The sequence below is a fragment of the Roseovarius sp. B-10 genome (assembly GCF_056859295.1).
The window spans coordinates 16,876-41,811 of the sequence record NZ_JBSXOE010000023.1 but is presented as its reverse complement, the minus strand read 5'-3'; the positions used below and the strand labels follow the sequence as shown (position 1 = coordinate 41,811).

General features: G+C 64.0%; 34 protein-coding genes and 1 tRNA gene. 29 read left to right on the top strand and 6 right to left on the bottom strand.

Annotation, left to right across the window (positions count from 1 at the left end):
- Positions 1 to 8: 8 nt before the first annotated feature.
- The 22 genes from AC13D8_RS04420 to AC13D8_RS04315 all read left to right on the top strand — a co-directional run bounded on the left by AC13D8_RS04420 (position 9) and on the right by AC13D8_RS04315 (position 15,428).
- On the top strand, positions 9 to 590 hold the full coding sequence (locus tag AC13D8_RS04420) for a hypothetical protein (RefSeq protein WP_482967805.1): 582 nt from the start codon (positions 9 to 11) through the stop codon (positions 588 to 590).
- Positions 591 to 644: 54 nt separating this feature from the next.
- Positions 645 to 830 (top strand): hypothetical protein, encoded by a 186-nt coding sequence (locus tag AC13D8_RS04415; protein WP_482967804.1) that lies wholly within the window; start codon positions 645 to 647, stop codon positions 828 to 830.
- Between the two features lie 40 nt (positions 831 to 870).
- Positions 871 to 1,305 (top strand): hypothetical protein, encoded by a 435-nt coding sequence (locus AC13D8_RS04410; RefSeq protein WP_482967803.1) that lies wholly within the window; start codon positions 871 to 873, stop codon positions 1,303 to 1,305.
- Between the two features lie 10 nt (positions 1,306 to 1,315).
- Positions 1,316 to 1,645 carry a hypothetical protein gene (locus AC13D8_RS04405; RefSeq protein WP_482967802.1) on the top strand — a complete coding sequence of 110 codons (330 nt, stop codon included), beginning with the start codon at positions 1,316 to 1,318 and terminating at the stop codon, positions 1,643 to 1,645.
- Positions 1,642 to 2,217 (top strand): phage adaptor protein, encoded by a 576-nt coding sequence (locus AC13D8_RS04400; protein WP_482967801.1) that lies wholly within the window; start codon positions 1,642 to 1,644, stop codon positions 2,215 to 2,217. The genes AC13D8_RS04405 and AC13D8_RS04400 overlap by 4 nt, the downstream gene beginning before the upstream one ends.
- The gene (locus AC13D8_RS04395; protein ID WP_482967800.1) at positions 2,214 to 2,822 is read left to right on the top strand and encodes a phage adaptor protein; all 609 of its coding nucleotides are present in this window, start codon (positions 2,214 to 2,216) and stop codon (positions 2,820 to 2,822) included. The genes AC13D8_RS04400 and AC13D8_RS04395 overlap by 4 nt, the downstream gene beginning before the upstream one ends.
- Positions 2,819 to 4,417: a hypothetical protein gene (locus tag AC13D8_RS04390; protein WP_482967799.1), complete on the top strand. Its 1,599-nt coding sequence runs from the start codon at positions 2,819 to 2,821 to the stop codon at positions 4,415 to 4,417. The genes AC13D8_RS04395 and AC13D8_RS04390 overlap by 4 nt, the downstream gene beginning before the upstream one ends.
- Entirely contained in the window at positions 4,414 to 4,845 is a 432-nt protein-coding gene (locus AC13D8_RS04385) for a hypothetical protein (protein WP_482967798.1), read from the top strand. Before AC13D8_RS04390 ends, AC13D8_RS04385 begins: the two co-directional genes overlap by 4 nt.
- Before the next feature lie 3 nt (positions 4,846 to 4,848).
- Positions 4,849 to 7,203 (top strand): hypothetical protein, encoded by a 2,355-nt coding sequence (locus AC13D8_RS04380; RefSeq protein ID WP_482967797.1) that lies wholly within the window; start codon positions 4,849 to 4,851, stop codon positions 7,201 to 7,203.
- 152 nt (positions 7,204 to 7,355) lie between these two features.
- Positions 7,356 to 9,143: a phage tail tip lysozyme gene (locus AC13D8_RS04375; protein WP_482967796.1), complete on the top strand. Its 1,788-nt coding sequence runs from the start codon at positions 7,356 to 7,358 to the stop codon at positions 9,141 to 9,143.
- The gene (locus AC13D8_RS04370) at positions 9,143 to 10,591 is read left to right on the top strand and encodes a hypothetical protein (protein ID WP_482967795.1); all 1,449 of its coding nucleotides are present in this window, start codon (positions 9,143 to 9,145) and stop codon (positions 10,589 to 10,591) included. Before AC13D8_RS04375 ends, AC13D8_RS04370 begins: the two co-directional genes overlap by 1 nt.
- A gap of 166 nt (positions 10,592 to 10,757) precedes the next feature.
- Positions 10,758 to 11,762, top strand: a complete 1,005-nt coding sequence (locus AC13D8_RS04365; protein WP_482967794.1) for a hypothetical protein — start codon at positions 10,758 to 10,760, stop codon at positions 11,760 to 11,762.
- An 8-nt stretch (positions 11,763 to 11,770) separates the two neighbouring features.
- Positions 11,771 to 12,172 carry a hypothetical protein gene (locus AC13D8_RS04360; protein ID WP_482967793.1) on the top strand — a complete coding sequence of 134 codons (402 nt, stop codon included), beginning with the start codon at positions 11,771 to 11,773 and terminating at the stop codon, positions 12,170 to 12,172.
- On the top strand, positions 12,172 to 12,624 hold the full coding sequence (locus AC13D8_RS04355) for a hypothetical protein (RefSeq protein WP_482967792.1): 453 nt from the start codon (positions 12,172 to 12,174) through the stop codon (positions 12,622 to 12,624). Before AC13D8_RS04360 ends, AC13D8_RS04355 begins: the two co-directional genes overlap by 1 nt.
- 3 nt (positions 12,625 to 12,627) lie before the next feature.
- A complete protein-coding gene (locus tag AC13D8_RS04350; RefSeq protein WP_482967791.1) occupies positions 12,628 to 13,122 on the top strand; it encodes a hypothetical protein in 495 nt (164 codons plus the stop codon).
- Positions 13,119 to 13,400, top strand: coding sequence for a hypothetical protein (locus AC13D8_RS04345; protein ID WP_482967790.1), 282 nt, complete (start codon positions 13,119 to 13,121; stop codon positions 13,398 to 13,400). The genes AC13D8_RS04350 and AC13D8_RS04345 overlap by 4 nt, the downstream gene beginning before the upstream one ends.
- Complete coding sequence (locus tag AC13D8_RS04340) at positions 13,397 to 14,035, top strand: YcbK family protein (RefSeq protein ID WP_482967789.1); 639 nt, start codon at positions 13,397 to 13,399, stop codon at positions 14,033 to 14,035. The genes AC13D8_RS04345 and AC13D8_RS04340 overlap by 4 nt, the downstream gene beginning before the upstream one ends.
- 1 nt (position 14,036) lies before the next feature.
- A complete protein-coding gene (locus AC13D8_RS04335; RefSeq protein WP_482967788.1) occupies positions 14,037 to 14,399 on the top strand; it encodes a ubiquitination-like system serine protease family protein in 363 nt (120 codons plus the stop codon).
- On the top strand, positions 14,396 to 14,791 hold the full coding sequence (locus AC13D8_RS04330; protein WP_482967787.1) for a hypothetical protein: 396 nt from the start codon (positions 14,396 to 14,398) through the stop codon (positions 14,789 to 14,791). The genes AC13D8_RS04335 and AC13D8_RS04330 overlap by 4 nt, the downstream gene beginning before the upstream one ends.
- On the top strand, positions 14,727 to 14,933 hold the full coding sequence (locus AC13D8_RS04325) for a hypothetical protein (protein ID WP_482967786.1): 207 nt from the start codon (positions 14,727 to 14,729) through the stop codon (positions 14,931 to 14,933). The genes AC13D8_RS04330 and AC13D8_RS04325 overlap by 65 nt, the downstream gene beginning before the upstream one ends.
- Before the next feature lies 1 nt (position 14,934).
- Complete coding sequence (locus AC13D8_RS04320; protein WP_482967785.1) at positions 14,935 to 15,114, top strand: hypothetical protein; 180 nt, start codon at positions 14,935 to 14,937, stop codon at positions 15,112 to 15,114.
- Positions 15,115 to 15,164: 50 nt separating this feature from the next.
- Positions 15,165 to 15,428, top strand: coding sequence for an Acb2/Tad1 domain-containing protein (locus AC13D8_RS04315; RefSeq protein WP_482967784.1), 264 nt, complete (start codon positions 15,165 to 15,167; stop codon positions 15,426 to 15,428).
- A gap of 145 nt (positions 15,429 to 15,573) precedes the next feature.
- Here AC13D8_RS04315 and AC13D8_RS04310 read toward each other — a convergent pair.
- Positions 15,574 to 15,650 (bottom strand) — tRNA-Ile (locus tag AC13D8_RS04310).
- Between the two features lie 96 nt (positions 15,651 to 15,746).
- Between AC13D8_RS04310 and AC13D8_RS04305 the strand changes: the two genes are divergently transcribed.
- From AC13D8_RS04305 to AC13D8_RS04290, 4 genes are all read left to right on the top strand, one after another.
- A complete protein-coding gene (locus AC13D8_RS04305) occupies positions 15,747 to 16,088 on the top strand; it encodes a ScnB-like protein (protein WP_482967783.1) in 342 nt (113 codons plus the stop codon).
- Positions 16,081 to 16,359, top strand: a complete 279-nt coding sequence (locus AC13D8_RS04300) for an SH3-like domain-containing protein (RefSeq protein WP_104018312.1) — start codon at positions 16,081 to 16,083, stop codon at positions 16,357 to 16,359. Before AC13D8_RS04305 ends, AC13D8_RS04300 begins: the two co-directional genes overlap by 8 nt.
- On the top strand, positions 16,349 to 16,999 hold the full coding sequence (nthA, locus tag AC13D8_RS04295) for a nitrile hydratase subunit alpha (RefSeq protein ID WP_482967782.1): 651 nt from the start codon (positions 16,349 to 16,351) through the stop codon (positions 16,997 to 16,999). The genes AC13D8_RS04300 and nthA overlap by 11 nt, the downstream gene beginning before the upstream one ends.
- A 61-nt stretch (positions 17,000 to 17,060) precedes the next feature.
- Positions 17,061 to 18,005: a lysophospholipid acyltransferase family protein gene (locus AC13D8_RS04290; protein ID WP_482967781.1), complete on the top strand. Its 945-nt coding sequence runs from the start codon at positions 17,061 to 17,063 to the stop codon at positions 18,003 to 18,005.
- Positions 18,006 to 18,007: 2 nt separating this feature from the next.
- Here the strand turns inward: AC13D8_RS04290 and AC13D8_RS04285 are convergent, their stop codons facing one another.
- The gene (locus AC13D8_RS04285; protein ID WP_129431468.1) at positions 18,008 to 18,592 is read right to left on the bottom strand and encodes a GcrA family cell cycle regulator; all 585 of its coding nucleotides are present in this window, start codon (positions 18,590 to 18,592) and stop codon (positions 18,008 to 18,010) included.
- 143 nt (positions 18,593 to 18,735) lie between these two features.
- Here AC13D8_RS04285 and AC13D8_RS04280 point away from each other — a divergent pair, with 143 nt between their 5' ends.
- Positions 18,736 to 19,554, top strand: a complete 819-nt coding sequence (locus AC13D8_RS04280) for an ABC transporter permease (RefSeq protein ID WP_482967780.1) — start codon at positions 18,736 to 18,738, stop codon at positions 19,552 to 19,554.
- A gap of 9 nt (positions 19,555 to 19,563) precedes the next feature.
- Here AC13D8_RS04280 and AC13D8_RS04275 read toward each other — a convergent pair whose 3' ends face one another.
- Positions 19,564 to 19,905 carry a hypothetical protein gene (locus tag AC13D8_RS04275; RefSeq protein ID WP_482967779.1) on the bottom strand — a complete coding sequence of 114 codons (342 nt, stop codon included), beginning with the start codon at positions 19,903 to 19,905 and terminating at the stop codon, positions 19,564 to 19,566.
- Positions 19,906 to 20,026: 121 nt separating this feature from the next.
- On the opposite strand from AC13D8_RS04275, the gene AC13D8_RS04270 reads away from it, so the two are divergent.
- A complete protein-coding gene (locus AC13D8_RS04270) occupies positions 20,027 to 20,854 on the top strand; it encodes an SDH family Clp fold serine proteinase (RefSeq protein WP_482967778.1) in 828 nt (275 codons plus the stop codon).
- Between the two features lie 20 nt (positions 20,855 to 20,874).
- Here AC13D8_RS04270 and AC13D8_RS04265 read toward each other — a convergent pair whose 3' ends face one another.
- Positions 20,875 to 21,921: a Glu/Leu/Phe/Val family dehydrogenase gene (locus AC13D8_RS04265; protein ID WP_482967777.1), complete on the bottom strand. Its 1,047-nt coding sequence runs from the start codon at positions 21,919 to 21,921 to the stop codon at positions 20,875 to 20,877.
- A gap of 119 nt (positions 21,922 to 22,040) precedes the next feature.
- On the opposite strand from AC13D8_RS04265, the gene AC13D8_RS04260 reads away from it, so the two are divergent.
- Complete coding sequence (locus tag AC13D8_RS04260) at positions 22,041 to 22,496, top strand: Lrp/AsnC family transcriptional regulator (protein WP_482967776.1); 456 nt, start codon at positions 22,041 to 22,043, stop codon at positions 22,494 to 22,496.
- 12 nt (positions 22,497 to 22,508) lie between these two features.
- Here the strand turns inward: AC13D8_RS04260 and AC13D8_RS04255 are convergent, their stop codons facing one another.
- Positions 22,509 to 23,678, bottom strand: coding sequence for a pyridoxal phosphate-dependent aminotransferase (locus tag AC13D8_RS04255; RefSeq protein ID WP_482967775.1), 1,170 nt, complete (start codon positions 23,676 to 23,678; stop codon positions 22,509 to 22,511).
- Positions 23,679 to 23,701: 23 nt separating this feature from the next.
- A complete protein-coding gene (locus AC13D8_RS04250) occupies positions 23,702 to 24,901 on the bottom strand; it encodes a class I SAM-dependent methyltransferase (protein ID WP_482967774.1) in 1,200 nt (399 codons plus the stop codon).
- Positions 24,902 to 24,936: the final 35 nt, after the last annotated feature.

The window sequence follows — 24,936 nt, the reverse complement described above, 5'->3', positions numbered from 1 at the left end:
GTCTGAAAATGGGAACGATCTACACCACCGATCAGGCGCTTGATATCAACGCTGCCGCAGTTGGGACGCTTGCGACCCCGGCTTCCGGCACGTTGACGGGCGTTCTGAAATATGTGGGCGGCTTCGCTCACATCACTCTGACGCTCGATGCGGTCCGCATTGCCGTTACGGATGCGGCGTTGTCAGGCTCCTACGGCTCCACCAAGCTGATGGACCTTGCTTCCGGGTCGTGGCACTTCCTGTCGAGCCGTGTTGACTACACCGCTTACGCGGCTGACGGCACGGGCGTTCCGAATGACACGGTCTTCGACATCGGCGTAGGCACCGGGGCAATCTCGGCGGCGGCAGACGGTGTTCTGACCGGCGACGCGACCTATGACAACGTCGCGGCCAAGGTCGATCAGACGCTCTCGGGCGGCACCACGACCGGCACGGCGCTGGACGCAGCCAATGCGGTCGTTGACGGCACCGGCACGGCGCTGGACCTGAACCTGAACTGGTCGGGCACGGCGGCAACGGTCGATGGCGACGGCACAATCGACGTGACCGGCACCATTACCATCGTCGCGGCCTATCTGGGCGACGACTGATAGCGGGCGGGGCTGTAATGGCCCCGCCTTACCCATTTTTTGGAGATTCCCGACATGACCGAAGAAAAGCGCGGCCCTGGCCGTCCGAAAAAGGATTCACTCGTGCAGTGCGTCGTCAACCGCGATTACTGGCCCACCGAGGGCGAGCGCGTGCGCAAGGGCACCATCATTGAAATCACGCCCGAGGAAGCCCTCGACGGCATCGAGACGGGCGCAATCAGCCGGTTGAAGAACGCATAAACCGCTTTTCTAAAAGGGGCGGTGGGGGTATAATCCCGCTATGCGCCTTGAGAGAAATCTAAGCCATGCGGCAAAGCAAGTTGCGTTTCGCGCGAAGCGCCTTCGTAAGCTGGCGGATCGAGCAAAAAAAGAAATAGAAAACCGCGAAGATCGGGACCGCGCCAAGGTCGAAGCCCTAGAGCTTGCGCTTTGGGATGAGCGGGAAAGCGACCCCGAATATATGGGCGCAATACACCGCAAAAATTGGGCTTCCTCACAGGCATTCGACGCCGAAGATGCGCTCGAAAGCATTGTCGTTAAAACAACCCTGCAAAACATGAATCACGGCGGCTTCGGGCGGTTTAGGTGCCTTCGTGATTTTTGGGGCCTGGACGGGAAGCGCAACAGGAAAAACAGCATCGTCGTTTTGGGAAAAGACGACGCCGAACTGGCAATCCAACTTGTAAAAAGCGGGGCGCTCGAAGTCGCTCCGTAAGGGGCGTTTCATGGCAGCAATTCGCGACGGCGACTGGATACTGTTCGACAGCGACATCAAGCTCGGTCGGCATGTCTGGGTCCGCTACAACGATGACGGATCGACCACCTACCGCACCGATTACGAAGTCCAGCCGACAATCGACGCAAATACGGCCATGCGCAACATGGCATCGCCGGGCTGGGCGGGCGACTGGCACAAGGTGGCCAGCGTTCCGGTCGGCATGATGCACGAGGGCTACTTTGCCGAGGCTGTCAAGGCTGACGACCAGAGGGCAATTTCCCGGTGGCTGAACGATAGCGACAACCGGGCATTCCGCACAAAGGATGGCAGCGTATGAGCATCGCAGACGTGTCAGAACTGGTGCTGGAAGCCTCGCGCGTTTCCGGGCGGGGCGATCTGCCGTCTTATGCGCCGATGCTCCTGGGCTTTCTGGAAAACACCCTGAACACCGAACTGCGCGTGCGTGACATGATGGCCACCAGCACGCTGACCACGAACAGCAGCGGCGTTGCGGCCCTGCCGTCCGACTATCTCGAAGCCATTTCCGTGACGTTCGGCAGTGACAAGAAGCACCTTGACCGGCTCACCCGCGAATTGGCGGATTTCGGGGTTGAGGGCTACATGATCGACGGCAGCAATCTGGAATCGTCCGAGGCGGGCGAGGATCACGAGCTGACCTACTACCAGACCATTCCGGGCCTGTGGGCCAACGGAACGAACTGGCTCCTGACCGCCAAGCCCGAGGTTTACCTTCGTGGGCTGGTGCTGGAAGCGCAGAAGGACGCGGGCGATCTGGACTCCGCGGCGGCGTCCAAAACGATGCTGAACATGGCGCTGGACGATGTGCGGCGCAATGACCGCACCGCGCGCCGGATCGACACCGTTGTCATGCCGAGGACGCAGATATGACCGCTGAAACCGTCCTCAAATCGGTCCTGTATGAAATCGGGGTCGAGAAAACCAGCCCGAACATCGCGTCGAGCGACTTCGACATGTCGCAAATCCGCGAATACATGAACCAAGCGGGAAAGGACATTGCGCGCCGTGCGGAGTGGGCGGGACTGTATAAAACGGACACCGTGGCGGGCAGCGTTTCGACGCATACCCTGCCGAGCGATTTTCAGGAAATGGGCGAGAGCGGAACGGTTTACCTCGCCAAGTCGTCAGGAACCTATACGCCGGTCAGGATCGTCACCAGCCCGGTGATGTTCGACTTCGTGTCACAGCATCCTTCCACGCAGCTCTACTGCCATCTGCGCGACGGCGAGTTGAAATTCAGCGACACGCTCGATGCGGACGGCGCGACCTTCACATATGTCTCGGAAAACTGGGTTGTGGGCGACAAGACGGCGGTCACGCAGAACGCGGACACGTTCCACATTCCCGAGCGGCTGTTGCGCGGCCTGACTGTGGTGCTTTGGCTGCGCGAAAAGGGCCAGCCGTATGACGATCAGCTTGCCGAATACGAGGCGAATTTGCTGGTCGATATCAAGGCCAACCGGGGTCAGAAATGATTACCGTCCATCCGCCCCGCACGCGCTCGGGGGATCGTCGCCAGTCGCAGACCGACAAGCGCCCGGCTGGGCAGGTTGTGACCTTCCCAGCCCCCACGGCGGGGCTTGTGACCAACCAGAATTTCTCGCAGCAGGAAATCAACACGGCGTCTGTGCTGGACAACTTCTGGCCGTCCTCGACGGGGATCGAGCCGCGCGGCGGATATGAGCCCCGCGTTGATATCGCCAATGATGTAACCGCGCTATTCGAGTATGCCGCCGGGTCCGAGTTTATCGCGACCGATGCGAGCAACATCTACACCTTCACGGCGGCAACGGCGGATGGCACCACGCTTTCGGCGGACGTGTCGAGTCTGACAAGCGGTGACTGGCAGGGCGTCGAGACACAAAACGATGCCGGGTCATTCTTCACGCTGGTGAACGGCACCGACAACCTGCGCCTCTATGACGGCACCACGTTCAACGAAGTCACGCTGGTATCCTCGCCCTACGCCATCACGGGCAGCGGATTCACGGCCACGTCTGACCTGTCCTACGTTGCCAACTACCGCGAACGCCAATGGTTCGTTGAAGGCGGCACGATGAATGCATGGTATCTCGGGGTCAATTCGATCTCGGGCACCATTACGAAATTCCCGGTCGCTGGTATCTTCAACAAGGGCGGCGCGCTTCACAGCATCACGACCTTTTCCAGCGATTCCGGCGACGGGCTTGACGACCGGATCGTGTTTCTAACCACCAACGGCGAGTTTGCGCTGTATTCCGGCGATCCATCCGGCACCATGAGCCTGATCGGTGTTTACGAGATTGGCGAGCCGCTTGCGCGCCAGCCGTTCATCCGTATCGCAGGTGATGTGCTGGTGGCCACAAAGGCCGGTCTGGTGCCGCTTTCGGCGGCGGTGCAGAAAGACCCGTCGCAACTCAAGGCCGCGTCTGTATCGCGGCCTATTGAGAGGGATTGGGAATACTGGCAGAACGTCCAGCCAAGTGGGTGGAAGTTCACCAAGTGGGCCAGCCGCAACATGGCGCTTGTGTCCGTCCCTGTCGTGGGCGAGCCGTTCGTATTCGTGCTGAACCTCGAAACAGGGGCATGGGCGCGCTTCACGGGCTGGACCGTGGACGCAATGGCGGTTCTCGGGGACAGTCTGCACTTTGCGACCGGCGTGAACATCTACGAGGGCGACACGGGCGGGCAGGACAACGGATCAAACTTCGTCTGCCAGATGTGCGGTGCGTTCCAGTCCTTCGGATCGCCGGGCTTCAAGGCTGCAAAGCGGGTGCGGGGGAATTTCCGGTCAAGCGTGAGCTTCACCCCGAAATTCTCGATTGCAACGGATTACACGTCAGACTTTCCGACCGCGCCGAACGCGGCTTCCGTTACTTCGCTGGACGCGGGCGTGTGGGATGCGGCGGAATGGGACGTGGCGTCATGGGGCAGCTACGGCAACGACAAGACCGGCGTGTCCAAGTGGCACGTTGTCGAGGGGCACGGCTTTGCCTTGGCGGTGCAATTGCAGATCACCAGCGCGGACAGCGTGAAGCTCGATTGTGAGCTGGTGAATTACGATCTGGCGTTCATGCCCGGCGATACATGATCCGGTCAACATGGACGCATCCCGATGAGGTTGCGGCGTTCGTTTCTCTGGGCCTCTGGGGTGGCCGAAGGGAGATATCCAACTGTCAGGCGGTCGGCTTCTACAGCGAGATCGAGGGCCTGATCGCGGGCATCCTGTTTCACAACTACGACCCCGACACATCGGTGATCGAGATCACCGCCTACAGCGCGCACCGCAGGTGGCTGAACAAGGCCCGCGTGCGTGAAATCTTCCAATACCCGTTCGATCAAATCGGCCTGCGCCTGTGCGTGGCCCGGTTCTCTGAGAACAACACCCGGTCGGCGCGCATCTGGCGCACGTTCGGAGCAAGCCTGCATCGCATACCTGACTTGAGGGGCGATGGCGAGGCCGAGATCATCGCGGTTTTGCGCCGTGACGACTGGAAAAATTCAAAATTCGTGAGGTAGGACATGGGTAAGCCCGATCCCCCGCAGCCGCCCGATCCCAAAGAGACGGCGGCGGCTCAGACTGGCACGAATGTCAGCACAGCGATTGCCAACGCGATCCTGCAAAACCCGAACCAGTCAACGCCCTACGGCGATTTGTCTTACAGCTTCGGCGGCGCGCCTGACTATTCGGGTATTCCCGAGGTCGAGACGTTCACCACGCCGGGCACGCAGGGGGCAACCGCCGCGCCGAGTTACGGCTACAACCGCGAGGGCGGTGGCGGCGCACCTGCGCCGAGTGGCGGCAGCGGGCCAACCACGCAATACCGCGTGGGCGATAACACCTTCGGGTCGCTGGACGAGGCGAACGCCTACCGCACGCAGCAGGCATCGGGCAACGACAATTACACGTGGACCGACCCCTCTACTGGGGAGACCTACACCATCCCGCGCGTTTCGGTCGAGCAGTCGCTCTCCCCGGAACAGCAGGCGATTTTCGAAAGCGAAATGTCGGCCAAGGGCAACCTTGCGGACATCGCTGACACGCAGTCTGCGCGGCTTTTTGACCTCCTGAACCAGCCGTTCACGCTGGACGATCTGCCGGATCGCGCATCTTTCGATCCGTCGCAAACCCCGGAAATGGGGCGCGTCGGCAGTGGGCCGAGCCTGCAAACCGGCGTTGATCCGCAAATCGGTGTGACGGGCAGCTTTGACGCAGGCGGGCCGATCCAAACCAGCGTAAACACGCCGCAAGGCTACACGAACAATGTGGCACGCGGGGACATTACGCGCAGCGTGAACCTCCCCGGCGTTTCCAGCGGCAGCATCGGCAGCGGCTTTCAAATGCCGGATATCCAGAGCGAGATTGACCTGTCGCAAGCCGGGGAAATCCGCCGCGATGCTGGATTACAGGGTATTCGCGACGTGCCGAGCGGGTCCGATATTCCGGGCATCAACTACAACCGCTCCGATCTTGGCGATATTCAGAACAGCTTTGATCAAGGGCGGGATATCCAGTTCGAGACCGGGGACGCGGGCGATATCACCCGCACCTACGGCACCGATTTCAGCGAGGACCGCCAGCGCGTCGAGGATGCGTTGATGGAGCGCATGAACCCGCAGCTTGATCGCCGCCGGGAGCAGCTTGAAGCGCGACTTGCCTCACAGGGTATTCGCATCGGGTCCGAGCAGTATCAGGATGCGATGTATGACCTGAACCGGGGCAGCAATGATGCGCGTCTCGGGGCTATTCTCAGCGCCGGGCAAGAGCAATCGCGGCTGGCCGATCTGGAAGCGCGCAGGGCCGGGTTCGAGAACGCGGCGCAGCAGCAGGCGTTCAACCAGCTTCGCAGCCGTCAGGACGCCTTCAACAGCGCACAGGGGCAGGAGTTCGGCCAGAACCTCACCGGGGCGCAGTTCGCCAACGCCGCACAGGCGCAGGGCGCGGGCCAGACGCTGCAACAGGATCAACTCGACTTGCAGGCGCAAACGTCAAACGCCGATGTGCAGCGCCTTTTTGCCCAGCTTGGCATCAGCCGCGACGTGGCGGCGGGCAACCAGCAGCTACAGGGCGCGCAATTCGAGAACCAGGCGCAGCAGCAGGCGGCAGACCAAATCCTGTCCGAGGGGCAGTTTGGCCAGAACGCGGCGCAGATCGAGGGGCAGCTCGGGCTTGGCGCGGATCGCAACAGTATCCAGGCGCAGACCGCGACGGCGGATAACCAGCTTCGCGCCGACCTTGCAAACCAGCAGGCGGCGCTGCAAGAGGCGCAGTTCGGCAATCAGGCGCAGGCGCAGGACTTCACGCAGGGCCTTGCGAACGCGAACCTGAACAACCAGACCCTGAGCGAGATTTTCGGCAACAACCTTGCGGCGGGCCAGTTTGCCAACGCGGCACAAGGCCAGCAGTTCGGGCAGAACGCGGCGCAGGCGGGCTTCCAGAACGACGCATCCGGGCAGGAGCTGCAACAGCTTCTCGCGCAGATGACGGCGGGGAACGACGCCGAACAGCAGATGTTCCAGAACGAGCAGGCGGGCGTGTCGCAAAACAACGCGGCGGCGCAGCAGGACTTCTCGAATTACATGGCTGGCCTCGGGCAGACGAACGCCGACCGCGCCTCTGCACTTGAGGAAATGTTTGCCGAGCGCAACCAGCCGATCAACGAGATCGCCGCGCTTCTCGGCGGGTCCGGTGTGCAGCAGCCGCAGTTCACGAACCCGAATATTGGCGGCATTCCGACCACGGATTACGCCGGGATCGTGAACGAGAATTTCCGGCAGCAGCAGGCGAATTACCAGTCTGAAAACCAACGCTTCAATGATCTGTGGGGCGGCATCTTCGGGCTTGGGGCTGGCGGTCTCAGCGGGGGGTATTTCTGATGAGCTTTATCTTCGGCGGCAATACCGGCCTGACGTATGAGCAGGCAAAGCGGCAACGCGAGATTGCCCAGCAACTCGCGGCCCGTCCCAAGCGGCCCGAGACCTTCGGGCAGGGCCTTTCGGCCATTGGCGAGGCGCTGGCAGCGCGCGGAATGCGCAAGCGGGCGGACGAGGTAATCGGCAAGAAAAAGAGCGAAGCAGACGATCTTTGGGGGTCTGTGTTCGGTCAGCGGTATGGCGGCGCTCCGACCGGCCAGCCGCGCGGCACGGACTTCAACACAGCCCCCACACGCAACGACGCTCTTGCCGCTAATGGCGGGCCAACGATTGCGGCGGCAGAGGCGGCGAACACGGGCAGCCTTGTCGGCGGCGAAGCGGGCACCCGGATCAGAGGCAAGCTCATTGAGCGGGGCCTTCCCGAGCATGTCGCGGACGCTTTCGTTGTGAACATGCGCGATGAAAGCGGCCTTGATCCAAGCATAAACGAGCGCAACCCGGTTGTGCCGGGGTCGCGCGGCGGCTTCGGACTTTACCAACTCACCGGCCCGCGCCGCAACCAATACGAGGAATTTGCAGCCGCGCGCGGCGCCGATCCGTCCAGCGAGGACGCGCAACTCGATTTCCTCATGTGGGAGTTGCAGAACACTGAGAAGGGCGCGGCAGAGGGCATTCTTTCTGCGCCTGACACAGCGACGGCGGCAACGGCTATTGTCAACGATTTTCTGCGCCCCGCAGAGGAACACCGCACCCGCCGGGCGCAGCGGTATAGCAGCCTAGGCGGTGGCCAGCCTCGCACGTCAGCACAAGGCCAGCCCCCGCAGGGCCAGCCGGTCGGCACCGCCGATGCAGGGCAAGCGCGCCTGCAACAGCTTTACGGGCTTCTGTCCAACCCGGTTATTGCGAACGATCCGACCAAGAGCCGCATCGTGGCGATGGAGATCGAGCGCCTGCAAAAGCAGAACGCGCCGCAAAAGCCAAACATGAAATTCATTCCCGGCTACGGGCTTGTGGATATGAACAACCCGCCGCGTGAGTTGATGGCGGGGAATTTTGAGCCGCAACCCGAGATGACGTCGGGGATGCGCGAATACGAGTTTGCGCGCCAGCAGGGCTATAAGGGCACATTCCAAGATTACAAGCGCGACATGGCTCAGGCGGGCGCGCCTTCGGTCAGCACGACCGTCAACACCGGCGATCAACCCGACACGCGCCCGATGGCCGACAAGCCCGCCAAGGGCTTCCAGCGCCGCTGGGACCCGGAGCGCGGAACGTGGGTTGATGAGCCTATCCCCGGTTCGGGGGTTGACGCGGAGCGGGGCGAAGCGGCGGATAAGAAGGCAGAGCGGGAACGGCAGCGCAAAATCAAAATGGGTCCGACGCTTACCAATCTGCAAATGAACATCAATGAAATTGAGGATGGCGGGTTCCCGGTGACTGGGCCTGTTGGCGCGGTGGCGGGGGCTATACCAGGCACGCCCGCGTCCGATTGGCGCGTTCGCAACGCTCAAATCACCACAGAAGGCGCTTTGGCTGAAGTTCAGAGGATGCGCGACAACAGCCCAACGGGGGGCGCAGTCGGGCAGCTTACCGACAGCGAACGCGAGGCCATCGCCCTTGCTGCAACGGGCATGTCCAACGCGCAGAGTTCCGAGGAATATGTGCGCGCGGCCAAAGCCTACCGCAAGACGCTCTTGGATATTGCCCTTAAAGACCCGAGCGGCGGCGTTCTCCCGTATGAGGTGGATGAGCAGGGCAATGTGTTGCTCGACGGGCAGGTGTGGTTTGAGTTCGGGCCGGGTGAGGGCCAGGCCGAACAGCCCGCACAGGGCGGCGAAATGACGTTCGAGCAGTTCTCGCAAGACCCCTCGGCGCAGGCGGCGGCGGATCGCTATGGCGTGACGCTTGAGGAAATGTGGGATATCAAGCGAGGGATGCAGTGATGGACGAAATGGAAGCCCTCGCCCTTGCCGCCGCTGCGAAGAAAAAGCGGGGCGGGCAGGAGACCGGCTTGCGAGATCAAACCATGAGCGGCGTCAATGAGGGCTTGGCGTCGGCACTAGGGTTCCCTGTGGACGCCGTGACGGGGGCAATAAATGGCCTTACCGGCGGCGTGAACAGTGTTGCGGGGACGAGTATCCCGCCGATTGAAAAGCCGGTCCTTGGCTCCGCAATGATGCAGCAGATGCTTGACCCGGTAATTTCGGACGCGCAGCCGCAAAACACCGCGCAGAGGTTCGGGCGGCGCATGGGGCAAGAGGTTGGCCAGACTGTCCCGATGGCCCTCGGCGCTTTGGGCGCTCCTGGCCGTATTGGGAATATGGCGCGCTCGAACATCCCGCAGTTTGCCGCTGCGGAAACGGCGGGTGCATTGGGGTCTGGTGCAGCAGCAGCAACCGCCCAAGAGGTGGCCCCCGGAAACCCGCTTGCGGAGATTGCGGCGCAGCTTGCGGGCGGCATGACGGGCGCGGGGGCAGTATCGGCTATGACGCCAAGGCCTCGCGCGCCCTCACTGGATGACCTGCGCGCGCGCCAAAGCGAAGCCTATGGGCGTGTAGATCGCTCGCCTTCTCGCCTCACACCGGAGGCGACCGAAGGTTTGCGCTCATCGGTCACGGCGCGGTCGGCTCGCGATAACATGGACCCGATCTTGGCCCCCAAAGCGTCCCGCACGGCGCAGAAAATCTCTGAGCTTGAAACGCCCACGATTTCCGAGGTGGAGAAAATGCGCCGCCTGTCTGGGCGTGTGGCTGGCAACGTAGACCCGACCGAAAGCGAACTCGGGATGGGGATGAAAGAGGAAATCACAAAGTATCTCGACAGCCTTGCGCCGGATCAGGTCACGGGCGGCGATCCAGAAGATGCGATTTCCGCCTTGCGCACTGGCCGGAACACGACCCGCAGGATCAAGGCAAGTGAATCTCTGTCTGACGCCGTCAAGAAAGGTGAGCGCCGCGCGGCAACCAGCGGGACGGGCGGCAATGAAGTTAACGCAATCCGGCAAAATATCCGGTCAATCCTCGACAACCCCAAGAAGCGGCGCGGCTTCACGGCAGAGGAAATCGCGGGCATGGAGGATATTGTTCGCGGCTCTCCCACGCAGAATGCGTTACGCATGATCGGCAGATTTTCGCCAACATCGGGATTTCTGCCAGCGTCCCTCGGCGTCGGTTCTTCTGCGGCGCTCGGCCCGTTGGGCGCTATTCCCTCTGCGATTGGCGCGGGCGCAAAGGGCTTGGCGGAAATGAGCACAAACCGCAGTGTCTCTGCGCTTGATGAGCTTATCCGAAATGGCGGGCCGGTAGCCCCGAAGGTTATGTCGGACGCTCAAAAGTCAGCAATCGCTACTCTTTTGGCCGCGCAGCTTTCCGGCGCTTCCACCAACCGATAACGCCCCCCGTCGCGATCACGGCCGCGACGACCAAGCCGCTCGCGGCCCAACCTGATGGAAACAGCACACCGGCTGCAATGCAGACCGTGAGCACAACGGCCAAGGTCAGGTCGGTGTTCCAGTGCCTAAACATCCCCCCAAAATAACCACGAGAAGGTGAAACGCAATGCCTTTCAACGGAAGCGGCGTTTTCGAGCGCCTATACAGTTGGGTTACGGACCTCAACAACGGCACGAAAATCATTGCACTCCGGCATGATCAAGAGGATGACGGCTTTGCCGCAGCCCTCAACGACGTGGTGGACGGCACACAGGGCTTCATCGGCCCCGTGAAGGGCACCAACGGCACTGCGGCGTCACCGGCTTTCAGCTTTACCGATGACACTGACACGGGCGCATATCGCGTCTCTGCGGATGTTCTCGGCTTTGCCGTGAGTGGCACGCTGGAAATGAAGGTGGAGGCCGGATACGTCGATGCGGTGAACGGTCTGAAAATCGGTGGTGTGGCGGTTACGTCCACGGCGGCTGAGTTGAATTACGTCGATGGCGTAACCTCAAACGTCCAGACGCAACTTGACGCAAAACTGGTTGCCGCAAGTAACCTCTCAGACGTCGCGAACGCCGGGACGGCGCGGACCAATCTCGGCCTTGGCTCGATCTCCACGCAGGCGGCAAGTAACGTCAGCATTACCGGCGGCTCGATCAGTGGCATCACCGATCTGGCCATTGCGGACGGCGGCACCGGGTCCAGCACTGCCAGCGCGGCGCGGACGGCGCTTGGCGTTGCCATCGGCACAGACGTGCAGGCGTATGACGCGGATACTCTCAAGGCCGACACGCATGACACGCTGACTGCGGGCTTTGACAGCGATATCGAGGCACTCGGCACGATCACGATCGGGACAGTGACGCCCGAGGTGGACGCGGACACCAAGGAGAATTTCAAGACGCTCACCGCCAACGGCGCTTTCACCTTGGCCCCGCCGTTCACGTCGAGCAACTGCACCATCATAATCCAGGTAACGAACGGGGCCAGCGCGGGCACGATTACAACGTCCGGCTTTACCATCGTCAACGGCGACGATTACGACACCACGAACGGCAACGACTTCCTGTTTCACATCAAGAAAGTCGGCAGCTTTTCCTCCCTGACGATTGAGGCCCTGCAATGATTATGCCGATGCCTTTCTATATTGCGGGCGGTTTTGTAGTCACTGTGGGTGATGTGGACATTACCGTGGGGTCAGGCGGCGCGGGGTTCGGCTACACCTCGACCCTTGGCAGTAAGGCAAACGATAATCTGATTTCAGTGAATGGGACGATTTACCCCGTTGATCAGTTAAGAACAGCAGCCGGAACGAATACCTTTGAGATGTCGTTTGACAGCAACGAAATGGCACAGGCTGTTAAGGACCATCTGACCGCGAATTATACATCGCTGCAAGACTCTCCGGTCACATGGTCTATTGCCGTGAGCGACATATCCGTTTCGTTAACTGACCTACTGGCGTCTTTTGTCTCGTCTTCAAATGTCTGGGACGCGGGCGACGTTGGTAACACCTACACAATGGGATGGGTATAATGCGCTACGATCCAGAAACACAGACACTCTATCGCAGCCAATCCGAGGCGAAAATCCTTGGCCTGCCCAAAGTGCGCCGCTTGCCCCGCCCCGATGTAAAGCCGGGCGAGACCGCCACGCCTAACGATCTGCCGCACGAAGATGGTGGGGAGTGGGTGATTGGGTGGACCGTGGCGCGAAAGGCCGACGCGGAAATCATCGCGGGGATCAAACGCGAGGCCAATCGCCGGATTATCGCCTTCGTGCCGGAATGGAAACAGCGCAATCTCTTGGCACAAGCCACACTCCTGACCGAGAAGGGCCGCGCCAACTGGACGGCGGCAGAGACTGCGGCATGGGAGGCGGGCGAGGCCGTGTGGTCTCAGGTGGAATCCATCCGCGCCGCGTCCGATGCTATCGAGGCGATGAACCCGCTGCCCGTCGATTTCGACGTGGACGGCTACTGGCCATAACCCATGCCCGCCACCTTCGCCTTCTACCGCGCGCCGGGCGACTGGCGCGACCGGGTGATCCGTGCCGCAACGGGGCATCCCTATTCCCACGCGGAGCTTTTAAGCGGGCCGCCGATCAATGGCGAAGCGATCTGCATCTCGGCCAGCAAGCGCGACGGCAGCCGGGTCAGGATCAAGCGCATCCGGTTCAAGACGGGCCATTGGGATTTCATCACCGTGCCCTCGCTCGACGCGGACGAGTGCTGGGATCGCGTGCTGCCCCATCTCGGGGAGCCGTATGACACATGGGGCGCGGTCCTGACTGTCACGCCTTGGGCACGGGCAAGGCCGGGGCGATGGTTCTGTTCCGAAACGCTCGGCCTCGCCGCCGGGTTGCACGAGCCTTACCGGCACCACCCCGGATCACTCGCCGTCACGTTCCTGACCGAACTCGGCGGCACACGAGTGCGCCAGCCCTCGCTGGGCGGCGCGGCCCATTTAGCGGGAGAGACGATTTGAGCGACCAGGACATGAGCAAGCGGCTGGAGCGGATCGAGGACAAGCTCGATGAATTGGCGACGGCTGTCGTCAGCCTCGCCCGGGTAGAGGAGCGGATGGTGACGCTGTTTCGACGGATGGACGGCTACGACGCAGAGCAGAAAGACATCTTCTCGCGCGTGACGTCGCTTGAGCGGTCGGTCGGCACCAACGGGCAGCTCCTGCGCTTCGCTGAGCGGATCTTCTGGATCGCGTTGTCAGCGGGAGTGGCAGCCTACATGACAGGAGGATTCGCATGATACGCGCTTTCGATCACTACCGAGACTGGCCCATGGACGAGTGGCCCTGGCTGGATTTCAGCCCGCGCGAAATGGCGTCCAAGCGCGAAGGCGCGCTCAAGTTGGACACCAACGCGATGGACAAGCTGCAAGCCCTGCGCACGCGCCTCGGCAAGCCCATCATCATCACCAGCGCCTATCGCAGCCCCGAGCACAACCGCGCGGTCGGGGGCGCGCCGGACAGCTATCACATGCGCGGGATGGCGTTTGACGTGCGGATGGAGAACCACGATCCGCGCGAGTTTGAAGAGGCGGCGCGCGCTGTCGGATTCACTGGCTTCGGGCACTATCCCAAGAGCGGATTCATGCACATCGACACGCGGGCCGCGCCGTTAACGTTCAGGGGCTCGGTGGCCGACTGGCGCGGCAGCGCCACGGGGTGGCCGGTCGAACCTCGGCGCCAGCCCGAGAAGCTGTCCGAGAACCGCCGCGCGCAGGCCGCGGGCGGGATCGCGGTTGCCTCGGCGGGCGTGGGCCTAGCCGACCAGGTGACGCGCGAGGGCGGGATCGTGGATCGCCTGCAGGACCCGAGCGTGCTGCTGATCGTCGTGATCGGCGTGGCGGCATGGCTGTTCTGGCAGAACTGGAAGGGTTGAGATGAGCGCGATTGGCAATAAGCTACGTCGCGCCGAGGGCGGCCGTATCCTGTTCTGGTGCCCGGGCTGCAACACGGCTCATCAGATCATCGTGGACGGGTCACGCGGGTGGATGTGGAACGAGAATGCGGTCGTGCCCACCTTCACGCCGTCTGTCTTGGTAAGGTCCGGTCACTATGCTCCGGGCCATACGGGTGACTGCTGGTGCAATGCTCGTGACGATGACGGGCAACCTTTTGGGCCAACCTGTTTTTGCTGCCACTCGTTCGTGACCGATGGACGGATCAGGTTCCTGCAGGACTCCACTCACGATCTGGCAGGTGAAACCGTTGATCTGCCTGACTGGCCGGGAGGTGAGGCATGATCCGCCTCGTCGCCCCCTATGTCGCCGGTGCGGCGCTGTCCGCCCTCGTGGGGGCTGTCCTGTGGATCATGATCCTGCAAGGCGACAAGCGCGAGCTGGCCGCCGAGGTCGCACGGCAGGCGCACGAGATTGCGACACAGAAATGGATCGCAGAGCACAACGCGCTCGCCCGCGCCGTCGAGGCCGCGCACCGCGAGCGCGAAGCCAAGCGCGCCGCCGCCCGCCTTGCCGCCGTCGAGCGGCTTCTTACGGAGGATTTCACCAATGCCGATACGCCTGTTGATCCTCGGATCGCTGATCTTCTTGACTGCCTGCGTCAAGCCGAAGGTGGAGACGCGGATCGTTGTGCCGGCGGTCTCGGCCGACCTGCGGACGCCGGTGCCGATCAGTGACCGCCGCGCCGAGACGCTGCGCGATCTGAGCATTCTCGCCACCGAGCACTTGGTCGCGGCTCAGACCGCCAACGACAAGATCAAGAGCATCGACGCGATCCTGACCTGCGCCGAGGCGCGGGCCGAAGGCGGGGCGTGCTGACATGATGTGGACCCTCATCCTCGTGGCCTGCATGTCACCCACCGACTGCGAGACCGAGATCGTGCGGCCGATTCCAGAGCGGATCGACTGCCTGCACCTGCGCAACGCGATCCGCCGCGACTGGTGGGATCGCGGGGTGACGGACGTGAGAACCCGGTGCGAGCCGGGGCTGTTCGTCTGAAATCCGCGCCCGGCGGTTCCGGGCAATCCAGTCAGAAAAAGGACACTGACATGCACGTGAAGATTCACACCGCCGCCGTTCCCGACGGCGAAACCCACATCTCGAGCGCCGCCGCGAAATTGGTGCGCATGGGCTTCAATCCGTCTCGGCTTGAGCCGGTCGATCGCATCAAGGCTCTTGCCGCTGCGCTCGTGTCCGAGTGCGAGGCGATCCGCGATGCGAAAGGTGAGGGAGCGCGTGAAGCCGCCATCGCCATCACCGAAACGCAGAAGGCCAGCATGATGGCTGTGGCTGCTGCGACGGCCGATCTGTAATTCCGGCGCCAGCCGGTTTCCGCGCGCCCCGGCCCATGTGGTCGGGGCGTTTTGCGTTTGGGGACAGACTCACCTCAAGCCATTGAAAACCAATACGGGGCGCGCGGCCCCAAGATTTATGCAACGCATTGATATTAAAGGATTTTGGTAGGCCCGGAGGGACTCGAACCCCCAACCAAGGCGTTATGAGCGCCCTGCTCTAACCAATTGAGCTACAGGCCCGACCTGACCGCGCGTCTTGGTAGCAGGTCGCGGGCATTGGTCAAGAGGGCGTTGATGGTCTGGACAGGGCGGGCGGTGCTGCCTAGTCTTCTCACCATGAGCGATACGACGGGACGACGCTGGCACGACATGGGCGGGCAGGACGCAGGGCCTGTGCCGATGGATGGCCATGATTTCGCGCTTTGGGAAAAGCGCGTGGATGCGCTGATGGTGCTGTGCGGGCAGAAGGGGCTGTTTACAGTCGATGGCCTGCGCCGTGCGCTCGAGGACATGGGCGAGGACGCGTTCGAGAGCATGAGCTACTACGAACGCTGGATCGCCGCCGTAAACCAGAACCTCGTCGAGGCCGGGGCCTACACGCTGGAGGAACTGGGCGAGCGGATGCAGGAGATCGCGGCGCGCGGGGGCACCTATGGCGAGGCGCAGTCGGATGGTTGAGCGGGTACGCGTCAAGGCGCTCACGCCGCCGGGCCATGTGCGTGCGCCGTGGTACCTGCGCGGCAAGGAGGGGGTGATCGAGCGCCCCCTGGGCCATTTCGCCAACCCCGAGCAACTGGCCTACGGCCTCAAGGCCGATACGAAACCGCTCTACCGCGTGCGCTTTCGCATGGCCGAGATATGGGGCGAGGGGGCCGAGAACCCCGACGACACGCTCGATGCCGAGATCTACGGCCACTGGCTGGAAAAGGTGGATACCCATGCCCCATGATCACCACGACCATTTCCACCACGAGGGCATGAGCCCCTCGGGCCACCCCTACCGCGCCGACAATGACACCCCGCTCAGCTATTGGCAGCGGATGGAGATTGCGGTGCGCGAGTTGCTGGTTGAAAAGGGCCACCTGACCCCCGCCGAGATCGCGGCACAGATCGAGGCGATGGATGCCCGCAGCCCCGCCAATGGCGCGGCGGTGGTCGCGCGGGCATGGACCGATCCGGCCTTCAAGGCGCGGTTGCTGGAGAATGCCTCGGAGGCGAGCCGCGAGATGGGGTTCGACATAGGCCCGCTTAACCTGATCGCGGTGGAGAACACCGCGGACACGCACAACCTCATCGTCTGCACGCTCTGTTCGTGTTACCCTCGCAACCTGCTCGGCCTGCCGCCCGACTGGTACAAGACCCGCGCCTATCGAAGCCGCGCCGTGCGGGAGCCGCGCACGGTGCTGCGCGAATTCGGCCTCGAGTTGCCCGATCATGTCACCGTGCGGGTCCACGACAGCACCGCCGACATGCGCTACATCGTGCTGCCCGCCCGCCCCGAGGGCACCGCGGGCATGGACGAGGCGCAGCTTGCCGCGCTGGTCACGCGCGACTCGATGATCGGCACGGGGCTTCCGCACCGGCCCTGACGGGCTTGTGATCGGGGGCCGGGCCGCGTATCCCGGCGCCATAGCAGCAAGAGACCGCCTGATGAGCGACGACGACCGTCCCCCCCTTGCCGCCCGTGCCGCGGATACTGCGCTCGGGATGGCGATGTACGCGCCGATCGCGCTGTGCAAGATCCTGCCCTATCGCTGGCGTATCCCGATGATGGGGTGGCTCACCGCGCGGGTGGTGGCACCGCTGGCGGGCTACGGGCGCCGCGTGCGCGAGAACCTCGCCCACGCCGTGCCCGACCTGCCCGAGGCCGAGGTGCGCCGCCTGATGCGCGCGGTGCCTGACAATGCCGGGCGCAACATGGCCGAGCTTTACTCCACCGACGAGTTCATCGCGCGCACCCGACGCTCGTCCGTGATTGGACCGGGGCTCGAGGCGGTCCGAGCGGCGCAGCGCGAGGGGCGGCCGATCATCTTTGTCACCGGCCATTTCGGAAGCTTCAATGCCGCGCGCATCGCCATGATCGAGCAGGGCTTCTCGATGGGTGTGTTTTACCGCAAGATGCACAACCGCTGGTTCAACCGCCGTTACGTGGCGGCGATGGGCGCGCTCAGCGAGCCGATGTTCGAGCAGGGGCGGCGCGGCATGATGCAAATGGTCAAGCATCTCAAGCGCGGCGGCGTGCTGGCGATCCTGACCGATCTCAACGCCCATGACGGCGTGCCGCTGTCATTCTTCGGCAAGCCCGCGCTGTCGCCGCTGGCCACCGCCGAGCTTGCGCTCAAGTTCGACGCGCCACTGGTGCCGGTCTGGGGCATCCGCCGCGACAACGGTCTCGATTTCGAGATCGTCGTGGAAGAGCCGGTCCCGATGAGCGATCCCGTCACCATGACGCAGGAGGTCAACGACCGGCTGGAGCGGCAGGTGCGCGAGCGGATGGATCAATGGCTGTGGATCCATCGGCGCTGGAAGGACGGTATCGGGCCGTTGGCGGATCGCGGCGAGGCGTATCTCGAGGAACTGCGCCGCAAGGACTGATCTCAGCGCTTGCGGTCGCGACGGCTCGACATCGGCTGAAAGGCCACACCCACATGCGCTTCGCAATAGGGCTTGCCGGTCTGCACAGGCAGGCCGCAGAACCAGAAATCGTCGGTCGCCGGGTCGCCCACGGGCCATTTGCAGGTCCGCTCGGTCAACTCCATAAGCGAGAGCCTCTTGGCCTTCTTCTCGATCTCGCTGACCTTGGCGAGCGCCTCTGGGTCGATCTCGTTGGCAGAAGGCTGCGGCGGCAGCGGCTGGCCTGCCGGGATGATCGCCTTGACCCGGACGCTCGTGGTGACCGGCACGGCGTTCTCTTCGGTGCTCTCGGCGGGGGCGGCAGGCTTGGTGGTCGGCTTCGGCGTGGGCTTGGCCGCCGTTTTCGGTGCCTCGGCCTCTGGCGTCGCGGCAGGCGCGGCGTTCGCCCCCGGGGCCGAGCCGTTGCGATTGGACAACCCCAGCCGGTGCACCTTGCCGATCACGGCATTGCGGGTCACGCCGCCAAGCTCCTTGGCGATCTGGCTGGCAGACTGACCTTCGCCCCACAACCTCTTCAACAGCTCGACGCGCTCATCGCTCCACGACATTCGGGGCTTCCCTTGCATTGAAAGGCGGCACAGGCCCTTTCGGCCCGCCGCCTTGTCATCTTGATCGGCCTCCTATTCTAATCACTCGACGATGAGTTACAAGGCATCGAATCGCAGGCAGCATCGCAGACAGGAGACCACCCATGACCGAGCCCGCATCCTCCGCCTCAATGCCAATGGGCGCGCGGCGTTTCGGGCGGGTCAACTGGCTTGGCCTGATGACGCTGGCGGAGCGCGAGAACCGCCGGTTCCTCGCCGTCTGGACGCAGACCCTTCTCGCGCCGCTCATCACGGCGGGGCTGTTCATGATGATCTTTTCCATCGCCATCGGGCCGCGGCGGGGCGATGTCATGGGGGTGGATTTCACCACCTTCATCGCGCCGGGCATCCTGATGATGACGGTCATTCAGAACGCGTTTGCCAACACCTCGTCGTCGATCGTGATTTCCAAGGTGCAGGGCAATATCGTCGATACGCTGATGCCGCCGCTTTCGGGTGGTGAATTGGTGCTGGGCTATCTGGCCGGGGGCGTCGGGCGCGGTCTCCTGGTGGCGCTGGCGATCGGTGCCGGGCTGTTTCTCGTTCTCGGCATTGCCCCGGCCCATCCGTTGCTCGCGCTGGCCTTTGTCCTGCTGGGGGCCGCGTTCATGAGCGGCGTGGGGATCGTCGCGGGGATTTTCGCTAACAAGTTCGACCAGATGGCGGCGATCACCAATTTTATCGTCACGCCCCTCGCGTTCCTGTCGGGCACCTTCTACTCGGTAGAGGCGCTGCCGCCGGTGCTCTATTCGATCACCCATTTCAACCCGGTCTTCTACCTGATTGACGGGGTGCGCTTCGGCATGATCGGCGTCTCCGACAGCGCGCCCGCGCTTGGTCTCGCGGTGGGGGCGGCGGCGACGCTCGCCGTCTGCCTGCTGGCCTGGCTGATGCTGGCGCGGGGCTACCGGCTCAAGGTCTGATCGCCGGGATCATTTGCAGACGCGGTCGGCGCGCTCGGCATAGGCGGTGTAGGCGGTCCAGAACCGCTGATCGCCCGAGCGCTGCGACTGCCTGATGTCCTGCGCCGATTGAAGATCGCGATAAAATGCCACCGCGCGCCGCTGCTCAAAGCCGTTCAGCGTGTCATTGGCCACGGCCTGGATGCACCCGCACAGCGCGACCGAGCGTGCCTTGCGGTCCGAGGCGAGACAGGCATCGGAAATCGGACCAGACGCCATCGGCCTGCCGCCACCGGCACCGCCCGCAAAGCGGCCCGGCCCACCGCAGGCCGCAAGGCCAAGGACAAGCCAGAGAAGAAGAACCGTTTTCATTGCCCGTTGCCTCGTTTCTTGTTGCCGCGTCCATGCCGCATATGCCGGGATTTTTCAATTCACATCCGCCGCGCGGGCTGCGATGGTTTCGATGGTCGGCCTCAGCAGGAACGCAAGCGCGATGGATTTCACCTTCTCCAACCTGATCTTTCTCGCCTTTCTGGTGATCATCCTGCAACCGTTTCTGACGGGCAGGATGTTCGCGCTGCGGCGCGCACAGGCCATCAGCGTAATCCAGAGGCGCCGCAAAACCCGCATCATCACCATGATACACCGGCAGGAGCGGCGCAGCCTGTTCGGGATGAACATGTCGAACACGATCGGGCTCGAGGATGCGCAATCCATCATTTCGGCGATCAAGGCGACGCCGCGCGAGATACCGATCGACCTTGTTCTGCACACGCCGGGCGGGTTGGTTCTGGCGGCCATGCAGATCGCCCGCGCGGTCGAGGCGCACCCGGCCAAGGTAACCGTGTTCGTGCCGATCTACGCCATGTCCGGCGGCACGCTCATCGCGCTGGCCGCCGACGAGATCGTGATGGGCGAATTCTCGATGCTCGGCCCGATAGACCCGCAAATCATGGGTGTCTCTGCGGCCTCGATCCTCGCCGCCCGCGACGCCAAGCCGATCGAACACGTCTCGGACCTCGCCCTTGTCCTCGCCGATGTGAGCGAAAAGGCCACCGCACAGGTCAAGCGCGGCGCGGTCGAGATCATGACCCCCCGCCTGCCGCAGGACAAGGCCGAGGCGCTGGCCGATACGCTGACCGCGGGGACATGGACGCATGATTACGCGCTCACCCCCGCCGAGGCGACCGCGTTGGGCCTGCCGGTCAATGTCGGGCTGCCGCAGGACATACTCGACCTGATGAAGCTCTACCCCTCCCCGGTGCGGCAATCGGCGGTCGAGTTTCTGCCTTTTGAGCCGCCCGGGCGGCGGATCAGCTGACCCCCTACGTCGGTCGGCGCCTACCCCGCGCGCGCCAGAAGCGCCTCTTCCACCATCCGGTCGGCGATCGCGTTGGGGCTAACCGCCTCGCCGGCAGCCCGAGTGAGGATGTCATCCATACGTGCTCGTATCGCTTCAAGCCTCTCGCTCACCCATGCCGCGCGATCCTCGATATGCAGGATCTCGGCGGCCACGTTGATGATCCCGCCGCCATTGGCCACGTAATCGGGCAGGTAGAGGATCCCGCGTGTCAGCAGCCTGTCCGCATCCTGCGGCGTCGAGAGCTGGTTGTTGGCCGCGCCGCAGATCATGCGGGCGCGTATCTCCGGGATCGTTTCCGCGTTCAGCACCCCGCCGATGGCACAGGGCGCAAGGATATCCGCTTCAATGGCGTGGATCGTGTCCGGTGCCACCGTCTGCGCACCAAATTCCCGCGCGGTCGTGGCCACGCGCGCGGCGTCCGTATCCGCCACGCTGAGCCGTGCGCCCGCCTCGTGCAGGATGCGGCACAGGTGCCAGCCGACATGGCCCAGCCCCTGCACCGCCACGTGCCGTCCGCTCAGATCGTCACTGCCCCAGAGCCGCGCCGCCCCCGCGCGCATCGCCGCCGCCACGCCGCGCGCGGTGACCGGCGAGGGGTCGCCGCTCGCGTGCCGCCCCTGATCGCGCCCGGCGACATAGCGCGTCTCGCGCGCGATCTCGGCCATGTCGTCCGGGCTCATGCCCATGTCCTCGGCGGTCCAGTACCGCCCCCCGAGCGTGTCGATGGCCCGCCCCATCGCGCGCAGCAGCGCGGGCGTCTTGTCAGCCGCCGGCTCGCCCACGATCACCGCCTTGCCGCCCCCGAGCGGAAGCCCGGCGGCAGCATTCTTGTAGCTCATCCCCCGCGACAGGTTGAGCACATCCTCAAGCGCCGCGTCGTCGCTGTCATAGACACGCATCCTGAGCCCACCCGCCGCCGGGCCAAGCCGCGTCGAATGCAGCGCGATGAACCCGCGCAACCCGGTCTCGGCATCATCGACGCGGTAAACCTCTTCGTGCGAAGAAATGGAAAGACGTGTCAGCATGGTGGAATCCTCCTCAGCATGAAGGTAAGAGCGTTCAGACGCGAAAAAACGCCAATTGCGGCTCACAATACCGCACGTTTTAGAGATCATCGCCGGAAAGGGCCGAAATTTTGGTGAAAATGGACAGGATGGACCGCAAGATCGTCGCCGCCCTGCAACGCGAGGGGCGGCGCAAGCTCGCCGAGCTGTCGGCGGAGGTGGGGCTCTCGCCCACCCCGCTCGCGCGGCGGATCGCCCGGCTCGAGGCCGAGGGCGTCATCACCGGCTACGGCGCCCGCGTCGATCAGGACAAGCTCGGCCTGCCCCTCAATGCCTTCGTCTTCGTCGAGCTCGAACAGCAAAGCCGCGACGCGATCCGCGCCTTCGAGGCCCGGTTGCGGCAGTTCGACGAGGTGCTGGAATGCTACCTCATGACCGGCACGCGCGACGTGCTCATCCGCGTGGTGGCCGCCGATCTGTCAGCGTTCGACCGGTTCCTCGAGGACGGGCTGATGCAGACACCCGGTATCCGCGCCATGCGCACCAGCTTTGCTCTGCGCACCATGATCCGGCGCGAGGCGCTGCCCGAACACTGAGGCGGCCCGGCCTCAGAGCAGCGCGCCGATGCGCGTCATCGCCTTCTCGATGGCCTCGATGGAATTGGCATAGGAAAACCGCAGGAACCCCGCGCCCTCCGCGCCAAAGGACGTGCCGGCGATGGTGGCCACCCCCGCCTCGTCGAGAAACCGGTCCTGCGCTTCGCTCGCGCTCATCCCCGTCCCTTGGATATTGGCAAAGGCATAGAACGCCCCGCCCGGATCGGTACAGCGCACCCCCGGCAGCGCATTCAGCCGTGCCACGATCAGCCGCCGCCGCGCGTCGAAGGCGCGCATCATCTCGTCCACCGCGTCCTGTGGCCCGGTCAGCGCGGCGATCCCGGCATGTTGCGCGGCGGCATTGACGCAGGAATGATCGTTGATGCACAGCCGCGTGACATGCTCCACAAGGCTCTCGGGCCAGACCGCATAGCCCAGCCGCCAGCCGGTCATCGCATAGGTCTTGGACCAGCCGTCGAGCATGATGAGCCGGTCGCGGATCTCGGGGTATTGCAAGAGCGAGACATGATCCCGCCCGCCATAAAGCATCCGGCTGTAGATCTCGTCCGACAGCACCGCCACGTGTGGATGATCCGCCAGCTCCGCCACCAGCCTGTCCACCTGCGCGCGCGGCGTGACGCCGCCGGTAGGGTTGGCGGGGCTGTTGAGCATGATAAGCCGTGTGGCGGGCGTGATCCGCGCCAGCACCGCCTCGGCATCGAAGGCAAAACCGTTCTCTTCGGCCAGCGGATAGGGGACGGCGCGCGCACCGCTGTAGTCGATCACCGACTTGTAGATCGGAAAGCCCGGGTCGGGATACATGATCTCGGCTCCCGGCTCGCCGAACATCAGCCCGGCAAAGAACATGGTCGGCTTGCCGCCCGGCACCACCACCACGCAGCCGGGATCGACCTCCGCCCCGTGGCGCGCGTGCAGGTCGGCGGCCACCGCTTCGCACAGCGCCGGGATACCATTCGCGGGCGTATAGCCGTGATGGCCGTCCCGCAGCGCCTTGACGCCTGCCTCCACGATATGCGGCGGCGTCGGGAAATCCGGCTGCCCGATCCCGAGATTGACGATGTCGCGACCGCCCGCCGCCAGCGCCTGCGCGCGCGCCAGAACGGTAAAGGCCGATTCGGTTCCAAGCCGCGACAGGCTCTTGGCAAGTATCATCCCGGTCATTCTGATATCTCTCCTGTCATGCCTCAGCCCCGCCGCAGGATCGTCGAATAAAGCAGCAGGCCGTGATTTCCCAGTTGCCGCTCGACCGGGGCCCAGAGCGACGCGAGCGCGATCGCGTCGATCCCCGCCTGCCGCCCGATCTCGGCCAGATTGCGCCGCCCGTCGACGGCGGCGATGAGCGGAGCGGCCCCGCGCGGCAGGTCGGGCCGTGCCTCGACCCCTCCCATGCGCAGCACCGGGCGCTGCCCCTGCGCCACGGCCCGCGCTAGCTCAGCGGCGCGCACGCCCTTGAGATGCGGCACCAGTCCCGGCTTGCCGCCCTTCGCCGGGCCGCGCGCCTCTGCTCCGCGCACGGCATAGCCCACATGGGTCTTGATCGTGCCGGTGAGCTTTTCGGCCAGCGCCATTCGCTCTACAGGACCGAGGTGACCGGGCGGCTCGGTGATGCGGCCCAGGTCGTATAGCGCGGGCATGGCAAAGCCTGCCAGCGCCCAGCCCGTCTGCTCCAGCATCGCGACCAGCGCCGGCACGTCAAACGCCCTGTCCTGGCTGTGCAAAAGCAGGTCGTAGAACCCCGCATCGCTGTCTTTGTGATCGCCCAGGTTGGGATTGCAGCGGAACGGATGCCCCTCGGGCAGCCCCGCCACCAGCTTGCGCGCCGCCTTCAGCCGCGCCTCGGGCGGTTGCCCTTTGAGGAGCTGTCCAAACGCCTCCTGCAACGGGTAGACGCCCGACCGGCCATAAGGCGCATAGACCATGAACCCCATGCCGCCCCCGGGCGCCAGCGCCGCCAGGAGCGCGCGAAACCCCGCCGCCGGATCGGGCAGGTGATGCAGCACGCCGCAGCAGTCGATATAGTCGAATTCCCCGAGGTCCGCGGCCTCCATCAGGCTGCCGGTCACGAACCGGATACCCTTTAGCCCCCGCACACGCGCCCGCGCCTCGGCCACCCGGCGCGCGGCGGTCGACAGGTCCAGGTAGGTGATCTCTGCGGCGCGGCCCGCGTCGGCCATCTGTTGCGCCACCTGAATCAGCGCGTCGCCTGTGCCGCCCCCCGCCACCAGCACGCGCAAGGGCCGCGACCAGTCGCGTTCGCCGCCGTAGATGAAATGGTCGATCTCCAGCACATGCGAGGGCGAGCCGGTTACCAGCCGCTTGCGCTCGTCTTCGGGGTTGCGCTCGGGGTATGGGTAGGCCTCGTATTGCGCCCTGACCTCGCTCATGCGCGCGCCTTCGTCTTCTTCTTGGCAAAAATACC